Origin of the sequence: Undibacterium pigrum, from assembly GCF_003201815.1 — a bacterium.
Lineage (GTDB): Bacteria > Pseudomonadota > Gammaproteobacteria > Burkholderiales > Burkholderiaceae_D > Undibacterium > Undibacterium pigrum.
The window spans coordinates 575541-586154 of the sequence record NZ_QJKB01000003.1 but is presented as its reverse complement, the minus strand read 5'-3'; the positions used below and the strand labels follow the sequence as shown (position 1 = coordinate 586154).

The 10614-nt window shown below is 48.8% G+C and carries 8 protein-coding genes, 1 tRNA gene and 1 pseudogene; 4 read left to right on the top strand and 6 right to left on the bottom strand.

Annotated elements, in window-relative coordinates; translation table 11 throughout:
• From DFR42_RS29525 to DFR42_RS13540, 4 genes and pseudogenes are all read left to right on the top strand, one after another.
• Positions 1-199 (top strand): annotated as a pseudogene (locus tag DFR42_RS29525) (hypothetical protein); the annotation flags it as partial.
• Positions 200-487: 288 nt separating this feature from the next.
• On the top strand, positions 488-961 hold the full coding sequence (locus DFR42_RS29895) for a pilin (RefSeq protein WP_110255490.1): 474 nt from the start codon (positions 488-490) through the stop codon (positions 959-961).
• A 545-nt stretch (positions 962-1506) separates the two neighbouring features.
• Complete coding sequence (locus tag DFR42_RS29890) at positions 1507-1974, top strand: pilin (RefSeq protein WP_110255489.1); 468 nt, start codon at positions 1507-1509, stop codon at positions 1972-1974.
• A gap of 599 nt (positions 1975-2573) precedes the next feature.
• A complete protein-coding gene (locus tag DFR42_RS13540; RefSeq protein WP_110255488.1) occupies positions 2574-5045 on the top strand; it encodes a tetratricopeptide repeat protein in 2472 nt (823 codons plus the stop codon).
• A gap of 58 nt (positions 5046-5103) precedes the next feature.
• Here the strand turns inward: DFR42_RS13540 and ggt are convergent, their stop codons facing one another.
• The 6 genes from ggt to lolB form a co-directional block, all read right to left on the bottom strand.
• Positions 5104-6855 carry a gamma-glutamyltransferase gene (gene ggt / locus DFR42_RS13535; protein WP_110255487.1) on the bottom strand — a complete coding sequence of 584 codons (1752 nt, stop codon included), beginning with the start codon at positions 6853-6855 and terminating at the stop codon, positions 5104-5106.
• A 330-nt stretch (positions 6856-7185) separates the two neighbouring features.
• Positions 7186-7773, bottom strand: coding sequence for a 50S ribosomal protein L25/general stress protein Ctc (locus DFR42_RS13530; protein ID WP_110255486.1), 588 nt, complete (start codon positions 7771-7773; stop codon positions 7186-7188).
• Between the two features lie 113 nt (positions 7774-7886).
• Complete coding sequence (locus DFR42_RS13525) at positions 7887-8849, bottom strand: ribose-phosphate pyrophosphokinase (protein WP_110255485.1); 963 nt, start codon at positions 8847-8849, stop codon at positions 7887-7889.
• Positions 8850-8972: 123 nt separating this feature from the next.
• Positions 8973-9049 (bottom strand) — tRNA-Gln (locus DFR42_RS13520).
• Between the two features lie 33 nt (positions 9050-9082).
• Positions 9083-9970 carry a 4-(cytidine 5'-diphospho)-2-C-methyl-D-erythritol kinase gene (ispE, locus tag DFR42_RS13515; RefSeq protein ID WP_110255484.1) on the bottom strand — a complete coding sequence of 296 codons (888 nt, stop codon included), beginning with the start codon at positions 9968-9970 and terminating at the stop codon, positions 9083-9085.
• A complete protein-coding gene (gene lolB, locus DFR42_RS13510; protein WP_170133519.1) occupies positions 9967-10605 on the bottom strand; it encodes a lipoprotein insertase outer membrane protein LolB in 639 nt (212 codons plus the stop codon). The genes ispE and lolB overlap by 4 nt, the downstream gene beginning before the upstream one ends.
• Positions 10606-10614 lie beyond the last annotated feature (9 nt).

Genomic DNA, 10614 nt, shown 5'->3' with positions numbered 1-10614 from the left:
GTTCTTGCCTAACATCCCAGTTCCAACAGCAGGTCAAGTTGTCATGACTTCCGCTGCAACAACTACTGCTGGTGCTGTGTTGACTGGTACATTGGTGCCATCCACAGTATCCAATCAAGCTAACATGGTCTGGACAATGACTGGTACAGTTTGTAGCGCTCAGCGTGGTTTGAAACCAGGCCAAGGCGGTTGCCAATAATTTAGTTTGTTCCAAACTAAAAAGCCCTTCATGTATGAAGGGCTTTTTTTTGCTTTTGATAAAAATGTAGATTCAGACATTGAGACAATTATTTGCAGCGCCAAAATGGAAGTGACAATTTTTGGAAGTTGAAATTATTTTAATTCTGACGGAATTTGTCATTTTCGTTGCCTCTTCAGTACATGCATATAGTTATGAAGTAATTTGAAGGCGCTATTTGCTGTTGGCACAGCTATTGCTTTGTGGATAGTGTAGTTCCCAAATTTAACTTTATTGGAGTATATTCCTATGAAAACCACGTCCAAACAGCTGCAACGCGGCTTTACTTTGATTGAATTGATGATTGTTGTGGCAATTATCGGTATTTTGGCAGCGATCGCTATTCCTCAATATTCTGATTACACATCCCGCACACGTGCTTCTGGTAGCCGTACTGAATTGAATAGCCTGGTGACTTCCATGTCTGCTTGCTATCAAGATAATAACGGTACATGGACTCAAGCTGGTGGTACAGACTGCTTTACTACTGGTCAGAATGGTATCCCTGTTGTTGCAACTTCCAAATTCTTGCCTAACATCCCAGTTCCAACAGCAGGTCAAGTTGTCATGACTTCCGCTGCAACAACTACTGCTGGTGCTGTGTTGACTGGTACATTGGTGCCATCCACAGTATCCAATCAAGCTAACATGGTCTGGACAATGACTGGTACAGTTTGTAACGCTCAGCGTGGTTTGAAACCAGGCCAAGGCGGTTGCCAATAATTTGGTTTGTTTCAAACTAAAAAGCCCCTCGTATATGAGGGGCTTTTTTTATGGGCTAAAGAAAGAAAAGTATTGATCAACATGTCTGGTATAAAAATTGCTCAGACGATGTGAGAATGGGGTTTTACATAGCCAATTCAGTACGTACAAGACCTGGAACTTTCTTTGCAATGGAAAGAAATGTATGCCTCTTTTAGCTGAAATGAATGTTGCTGATGATGATAAAAACACCATCTGAGTAAGATCGACGCGCATTTGTCCGGCAATACTATCGCGGTAGAAATACTCTTTCAATTGATGCTTGTTATGCCTGCAGACAATAGTTTACTGAAAAATGATGGCATCTTGAACAAGAGGTTTGTATATGTTGAAGCGGTTTTCAGGGTGTGTGCAATGACACAACCATGAAGGCAAGCTTGCAAGTATTTTTCTATTGATTTGAAGCTCAAATAAATTAACTTGTAAATTATTATTGAAGATGATGTTTCTCAGGGAAACGATCTATTTGAGCACTGGGTCTGCAGTAATTTTTCCAGGAGTATTAAATGAAAATTTTCTATAAACAAATGCAACGTGGCTTCACCCTGATAGAGTTGATGATTGTTGTTGCGATCATCGGTATTCTGGCTGCGATTGCAATTCCGCAGTATTCAGATTATGTGTCACGTACACGTGCTTCAGGTAGCAGGGCTGAATTGGGCAGCCTGGTGACTGCGATGACCTTTTGTTACTGGGATAATAGTTCGAACTGGGCTAACTGTACAACGGCGGGAGTGAATGCTATCCCCGTGGTTACAACATCAAAGTTTGTTGCTGCTCAACCCGTCTTGGGGGCTGGAACTATTGCACATACCAGTACTGCGACCGAAAGTGGTACTGCTACGCAGTTAACTGGGACCCTGACTGCATCGACGGTAAGCAATCAGGCCAATATAACGTGGTCTTTCGCAGCAGGCGATACTATTTGCAATGCTCAGCGCGGATTGAAGCCAGGGGCTGGTGGTTGTCCTTGAACGGTATTCCACAGTGCTTGCTAATCTTTCATATGCTAGTTGTGTCCGCCTGAAACAATCATTCTTCAGGCAAAAATCGATTTGTGTACTTAACTGCACGGGAGCAAGCATGGGGCTGCTAATGCTTGATTCTCAATCTCAGGCTTTTTATCCCGAAGTTTGTCATTTTGCAATGACGACTGACAAGCTCCCGTCCTTCTGATTGTGCAATGCTGATTGTGGTTTTTCTTCAGCTTGGGGAGCATCTGGCATTTCCGACGATGTTGTCAAACTTCTTCGGCCTGTCGGCATCTGCCTGTGTCGAAACTTGCGTAGTCAGGAGCTGTCATTTATTGTCACATAGAGCGTCGTGATGGGAGCGTTGCGGAGCGATATGCCTGCAAATCGTTCACTGATACCTGCAAAACATGCGGCCTGTTACCAGGCCAGGTTTTCCATCCAATTGCGCATTAAAAAATATGTCAGCACAGGCTGTAGGAGCAAATGCGTTTTTATTCAAAAAATGTTAACTGACAGAGTAAACTGTTTCCTGTCCAAAAAGTGGACGCACAGTTCGCCATTTTGTGAACTTAGATATTTTAAAAATGAGGAGTTCATGAATGCTGAACTGGTTCAAGAAGTATTTTTTTCCCACGCATCAAAAAACACTCGGCAACAAAGAATATAAGCAGGGAAATGATATTGCTGCCATAGAAGTAAATGATGCTCATCAGACTGGCCCGGAACAGTTGGGAGATATCAGTTTCAAAAGCGGTGATCTGGTGGCTGCCTCCCAGCATTTTCAACTGGCTATTTCAGCAGAACCCGGCAGGGCCATTCTCTTTAATAAGCTGGGTGATGTTTTTTATGAACAGCAAGATTTTACCCGGGCTGAAGTTCAATATCGCCTGGCGCTCGAGCTTGATGCCAGTTACCTGGAGGCGAAAATGAATCTGGGGTTGGCCCTGGATGCGCTGGGACGCTTTCAAGACGCATGCTCTTGCTATGAGCAGCTTATCCAGGCACAGCCAGACAATTATTTTGCCTACTTCAATCTCGGTGTCACATTAACATCGCTGGGACACGTTAATGATGCGAAAACGGCTTACTTTAAAGTATTGGAAATAAAGCCAGGCTTTAGCCATGCACATTACAATCTGGCGATTTTGTTTCAGCAACAGGGAATGGGAGCTGAAGCAGAAGCACATTATTTGAAAACTTTGTCTGGTGATTCCGGGAATTTTACGGCTTGTTGCAATCTCGGAAACCTATACCTCCAAAATGGGCAACTTGAACTCGCGCGTGAGAGGTTTTTGCAATCCTTGAGTATCCATCCGCAACATGTGGAGTCTCTTCATAGTCTCGGCCTGATAGCCCTCAGGCTCCATCAAGGGGAGGTGGCGCAAAGTTATTTGAAACACGCCCTGGGTTTGAATCCGCGATTTGCCGAGGCCATGGTCAGCCTGGGCGACGCCTATAAATTGCAAAACCTGTTAAGCGAAGCTGAAGCTACATATCGCCAGGCCATTGCCATTGAGCCAGGCCTGGCAGGAGCGTATTGCAATCTGGGCGTTACTCTGCATGAGAGCAGGCGCTATGGAGAAGCAATTGCCATTTATCAGCAAGGTATTGCCAATGATATCCACTCGGTTATGCTCTACAATAATCTTGGTAATACTTTTAGCATGATCAATCGTTTTTCTGATGCAGAAGCAAGCTATGCAAAAGCCTTGCAACTTGGTGATGGTACGACGGAAACTTATTCAAATCTGGCAGGATTATTTGCCGTGCAAGGTAAATTGGAAGATGCTGAAAAGAGTTATCGAAGTGCTGTGAATCTGGATGCTGGTTATTCTCAAGCGTATAGTAATTTGCTTTTCATGTTCAACTACGATCCTGATCGTAATGCTGAAGACATTTTTACTGCATATCAGGAGTATGAACGAAGATACGCACTTCATTTTAAAGACAGTTACTTGCCCTTTAATAATGACAAAAATCGTCAACGACGACTAAAAATTGGCTATGTATCACCAGATTATTGTCGCCACCCTGTTCAATATTTTTTTGAGCCCCTGATTAGCCATCACAACAAGAATTTGTTTGAAGTGTATGCCTATGCTCAATTAAGTGTGGAAGACAAGGTGACTGAAAGATATAAAACATATGCGGATCACTGGATAGAAACAACTGGCCTGAATGACGAAAAGCTTGCTGAGCGCATCCGCAGCGATGGTATAGATATCTTGATTGATCTTGCTGGTCACACTGCCAATAACAGGCTGCCTGTGCTGGCACGCAAACCGGCACCAGTGCAAGTATCCTGGCTGGGCTATGGCTACACAACAGGCCTGACTGCCATTGATTATTATTTTTCAGACTATGTAAGTGCGCCACCTGGTAGCGAGCATTTATTTGCCGAGCAAGTGTGGCGACTCAATACGCCAGTCAATGTTTACCGGCCTGCTGAGGGCATGGGGGAGGTCAGTGCCTTGCCTGCACTGACCAGTGGAAATATCAGAATAGGTACCCTGACCAGATCAATCCGCATTAACTATAAAACCATCAGGGCATGGGCTGCGATATTGAAACGTGTTGATAATGCAGTACTCGTTGTCGACAGCGCGAATTATCAGGATGCAGAGTTACGTCAAACCTTGATCAATAAATTTGCGGCACACGGTATAGAGCCATCCCAACTCGATATTGGTTTTCACAGCCCACCCTGGGATACCTTGAGGTCGCTAGATATAGGGCTGGATTGTTTTCCGCATAATTCTGGTACGACGCTTTTTGAAACGCTATATATGGGCGTGCCCTATGTGACTCTGGCGGGGCGTCCTAGTGTGGGTCGTCTTGGAAGCAGTATCCTGACAGGGGTTGGACATCCCGAATGGATAGCGAATACTGAAGAGGAATATGTAGACAAGGTAGTGGTTCTGGCAGAGGATATTCCTCGCCTGGCGGAGATCAGGTCTGGCTTGCGCCAGCAAATGCAAAACAGCGCCCTGATGGATGAAACTGGTTTTACCCACGAAGTCGAGGGTGCATATCGTGCCATGTGGGAAAAGTGGTGCGATGCTGAGCAATGAAGCAGCCTGAACAGGATAAAACCTGATCAGGCTGAAGAGAAAAGCGTTGAGTGAAAACTTAAAAGCCCAGCGCAGCACCATCCGGGTTGCGCGGGTCAGAATAGCCTGCAAAGCCTTGCTCCAGCACCTGTATGGTCTGGGTTTTGCCCAGGGTGGCAGCAGGGCGCAGTACCTGGCCTTTTTGCTCCAGCAGGCGCAGGGTATCGATGCTGATACCTTTTTCAAAGCGTAATTGGTCTGGCATCCACTGCTGGTGTATGCGCGGCGAGATAGTAGCCTCAGCCACGTTCATGCCATGATCAATGACATTCAGGATGGTTTGCAGGGTCGTCGTGATGATGCGGCTGCCACCGGGGCTGCCGGTCACCAGGAAGGGTTTGCCACCCTTGAGCACTATCGTGGGTGACATCGAGCTTAAAGGCCGCTTCCAGCCCTGTACGGCATTGGCATCGCCCCCCAGCAAGCCAAAAGCATTTGGTACGCCGGCCTTGACCGAAAAATCATCCATTTCATTATTTAGTACGATACCTGTGCCGGTGGCAACGATGCCGCTGCCAAAGTTCAGGTTCAGGGTATAAGTCGTGGCGACGATGTTGCCGAATTTGTCGGCCACACTGTAATGCGTAGTCTGGTCGCTTTCATAAGGCAGGGGTTTGCCGGGTTTGATTTCGGCAGAAGGGGTGGCGCGGTCTGGCTGTATTTTTTTGACCAGTTCATCTGCATAGGCGCGTGAAGTCAGACCCTTGAGCGGCACCTTGTAATAATCAGGGTCACCCAGAAATTCAGAACGGTCAGCATAGGCCAGCTTCATGACTTCGCTGAGCTGGTGCAGGGTTTGCGCGCTATTGGCGCCCTGTTCTTTCAGCGGATAGTGTTCCAGCATATTGAGCATCTGGATAATATGTACGCCGCCAGAGCTGGGTGGTGGCATGGAGACTACTTCATAGCCGCGATAATTGCCGCGTACGGGGATGCGTTCCACAGCCTTGTAATTCTTCAGGTCGCTGGCAGAGATCAAACCCTGGTGCTGTTGCATCTCGGCGACGATTTTTTTTGCAATGGCACCTTCATAAAATGCGGAAGGGCCTTGCTCGGCAATCAGGCGTAGTGATTGCGCCAGGTCTTTTTGCAGCAGGCGCTCACCAGCCAGCATGGGTTTGCCATCCTTGAAAAAAATCGCCCGGCTGGCTGGCCATTTACCCAACTGGTTTTTGCCAGAATCTATCAGTTCTGCCAGATGCGGGCTGATCTCAAAGCCTTGTTCCGCCAGACGAATCGCGGGGGCGATGACATCTTTCCACTTCATGCTGCCGTATTTGCGCAAGGCCAGGTCCATGCCTGCCACCGTGCCAGGCACGCCAACTGCCAGATGGCTGTACAGGGATTTGCCTGAAATGACTTTGCCATCAGCATCGAGGTACATGTCTCTCGTGGCTTTTTCCGGCGCCAGCTCACGGAAATCCAGGGCGATATCCTTGCCTGACTTGCTGTCGTGAATCACCATGAAACCACCGCCACCGATATTGCCTGCATTTGGCAGTACTACTGCCAGGGCAAAGCCAACTGCTACCGCCGCATCTACCGCATTGCCACCGCGCTTGAGTATATCGAGGCCCACTTGGGTAGCCAGTGCCTGCTCGGTTGCCACCATGCCCTGTTTTGCATAGACCGGGCTGATGATGGGGTAGCTGGTGTCGTATTTGATGCCAGCAGCAAGTTGTGCCTGACTGGCTGGAGTGACAAGGCTAGCACACAGGGGGATGAGCAGACTGAGGCAGAGCTTGCGACGAAACAGGGAGGGAGAGGGCATGCGAATAACTCCGGAAATCAGCGATAGTCGAAATAGTAATATCTATTCTCGCATGGCGCATATGCAAACTTTCCTGCATTTAAAAAAATAAATCAGGCTTCTAAGGGCGATTGTTAAGGAGTCGTTAGGCGAGTGTTGTTTTCGTTAATCGACCACCTCAGTATTGGGCTAAATAATTAGGACTTACGAAAAATCGTTCCAGCAAGGCGTAGCGACGAAGACAGTACTTTAGTACGGCTAGGAGCTGCAACGCAGCTGGGGCGGTTTTTCGTAAGTCCTAGTAAAAAAGCCGCCCGAAGGCGGCTTTTATTCAATTCGCATAAATGCGAATTATTTTGCTTCAGCTTCTGCAGAAGTTGCGCCAGCTGGCACAACTGCGATAGCAACAGTAGCGTCACCACCGTGTACAACAGCTGTCACGCCTTTTGGCAGTGTCAGTTGAGATACGTGGATGGATTGACCAGCTTCCAGTTTGGACAGGTCAACTTCAACGAATTCTGGCAAGTCTGCTGGCAAGCAGGAAACGTCCAGTTCAACAGCAACGTGGCTGATCACTGCGGAAGACAGTTTTACAGCTGGGGATACGTCAGCGTTGATGAAGTGCAGAGGCACTTTAACGTGGATTTTTTGGTTAGGATCTACGCGTTGGAAATCAGCGTGCAAAACCAGTTGTTTGTATGCGTGGACCTGGAAGTCGCGCAACAATACTTTTTCTGATTTGCCATCAACTTCCAGGTCCAGAATGGAAGAGTGGAATGCTTCTTTTTTCAATGCGTGGTACAACGCATTGTGATCCAGCGTGATGGCGACTGGTGCTTCTGTGCCGCCGTAGATGATGCCAGGTGTTTGGCCAGCAAGGCGCAGGCGGCGGCTCGCTCCGGTCCCCTGTACATTGCGTGCAAATGCGATAACTTTCATGGTGTTACTCCAAAAAATGCAAAACATTGATTTGTTTTGCGGTATTGAACCCCCGCGACCAGGGGCCCAGAAAATAGCCTTGCCATCAAGGAGATGGCAGGGCCGGAAAAAAATTAGTCCGTGAACAGGGAGATGACAGATTCGCCCTTGGTGATGCGGCGGAAAGTCTCAGCCAGCAGGCTGTCACAAGACAATTGACGAATCTTGGGGCAGGCGCGCGCTGCTTCAGACAGCGGGATGGTATCAGTCACGACCAGTTCATCGAGTGGCGATTGCGAAATACGTTGTATCGCAGGGCCGGACAAAACAGGGTGAGTACAATACGCCAATACCTTCTTGGCGCCGCGTTCTTTCAATACTTCTGCTGCTTTGGTCAGTGTACCGGCAGTGTCTACCATGTCATCCATGATGACGCAGTTACGGCCTTCAACTTCACCAATGATGTTCATGACTTCAGAGACATTCGCTTTTGGACGGCGTTTGTCGATGATGGCCAGATCGCAACCCAAGCGTTTTGCCAGCGCGCGGGCACGTACCACGCCGCCTACGTCAGGGGAAACAACCAGCAGGTCGTCGTAATTCTTGGCAACCAGGTCACCCAGCAAAATTGGTGAAGCATAAATATTGTCGACAGGGATATCAAAGAAACCCTGGATTTGGTCAGCATGCAAGTCCATGATCAGGACGCGACCAACACCGGCTTCTTCCAGCATATTGGCAACCACCTTGGCAGAAATCGCCACACGCGCAGAGCGTGGACGACGGTCCTGACGGGCATAACCAAAATAAGGGATAGCTGCAGTGATACGACCGGCAGATGCGCGTTTCAGTGCATCAACCATCAACATGATTTCCATCAGGTTGTCGTTGGTAGGAGCGCAAGTGGATTGCAGAACGAAGACATCTTTACCGCGGACGTTTTCATTGATCTCGACCATCACTTCACCGTCAGAGAATTTGGAAACGTCTGCCTTGCCCAGAGGGATGCCGAGTTGTTTGGCGACACCGGCAGCCAGTGCAGGATTGGCGTTGCCAGTGAAAACCATCATGTTGTCATTTGCGCGCGCATTTGCCATGGCTGGGACCTATCGGCTGAGAATTTTGTGGGTCTGGCTTATTTTGCATGGGTTTTACACAAAAGAAGCCGCTGATAAAACTGAAAAAGCCGCCGCACAATCTATGCGGCGGCTTTAATTTAATGGCAGGGGAAGAAGGATTCGAACCTTCGCATGCCGGAATCAAAATCCGGTGCCTTAACCAGCTTGGCGACTCCCCTACACAACCGTTTTGCCTGTTTCCAAGTTCGCCGCTATTTTAGCGTTAAACCGGCTTCAAGCCAAATATTTTTCGATCCCAATTTCTGCGCCATCGGGTGGCGACTCAGTGCTTTTGCTTTCCATGATACCCAGCGATCCGGTACTTGCTTTAACACTTGTTCAGCTGCTGATTCTTCAACAAAAGCACAAAAAACGCAAGACCCTGATCCTGTCATCTTTGCATCGCCGTATTGTGAGAGCCACTGAATGGCTGCATCAACTTGCGGAAACAATGCGCAGGCAACTGTTTGCAGATCGTTTTTCCAAGTTTGCTTTGCATCACCAGGAAAGTCCGCTATTCTGACGGGCTTTGTGTCTCTTGTCAACTCCTTTGCCGAAAAAATTGCAGGCGTGGGGACTTGCACGCCCGGTTCCAGCACCACAAACCAGACGTCTGGCGTAGTCAAAGCCTGCAATTCTTCGCCCACGCCCTCGGCAAAAGCATTTTCACCAAACAGGAAAAAGGGCACATCTGCCCCCAGTTGCAGGGCCAGGCGCATCAATTCTTCACGCTGCAAGCCGGTTTCCCACAAATGATTCAGGGCCAGCAAGGTGGTTGCCGCATCGGATGAGCCGCCACCCACACCTCCGCCCATGGGCAGATGCTTGCGCAGTGTCAGATTGGCACCAAGCTGGCAGCCGGTATGCGTTTGCAATAGCCTGGCTGCACGGACGATGAGGTCGCTGTCGGCAGGCACGCCTTCTATATCATTGGTGCGGCATATCTGGCCATCTTCACGCACTTCCACATCCAGGTAATCACAACGGTCTATCAGCTGAAAGGCTGTTTGCAGCAAGTGATATCCATCGGCCCGGCGGCCAGTCACATGCAGGAAGAGATTCAGTTTGGCCGGGGCCGGGCAATTATCGAGTCGTCTCATTTCCATTCATTCACCACGATACGGATGGAAACATCGCCAGCCTGCTCGGTATATCTTTGCAAGTCCAGGCGCTTGGGGAAGGCAGGCTGTTCATGCCAGGTGACATAGTGCAGTTTCCAGCCCTGGGTATTGACGGTCTGTTCTTCTGCCTTCAATGCTGTCAGCGGCTTGCCATCGATGGCGACAAAGCCTTGCAACCAGTCACGCAAACCTGCAACGGGCAAAGGCCAGCCCAGAGCATCTTGCAAGAGCTGGTCCAGGTTGCTGGCTGTGCGCGGTGCTTTGCCATTGAGTTCCAGTGTTGCGCCTTGTGCATTCTGGGTGATGCGTGCAATTGTCTGGTCCAGCGGTGACAGTAAATTGATGCGTATGCCCTGAGCATCCTGTTCCCATTCAAAACCAATATTTTCGACACGTCTTTTGTCGCCTTGCTGGTATTGAAGCAATATCTTGCCGCTGATTTGTATCTGTTGCCGGTATTGCCTGCTGCTGGCAGCGGCATTGCCTGCATTAGCGCTGGTCGCAGGCGCAGCTATGGGTGCTTGCGTCTGGCTGTTCAGGCTGGCACAGCCAGTATTGAACAGGGCACAAAAAGCAAGCGGAGCAAGCAAGCTGAGTCGGGTTGTTGTTAACATGTTTGTCAT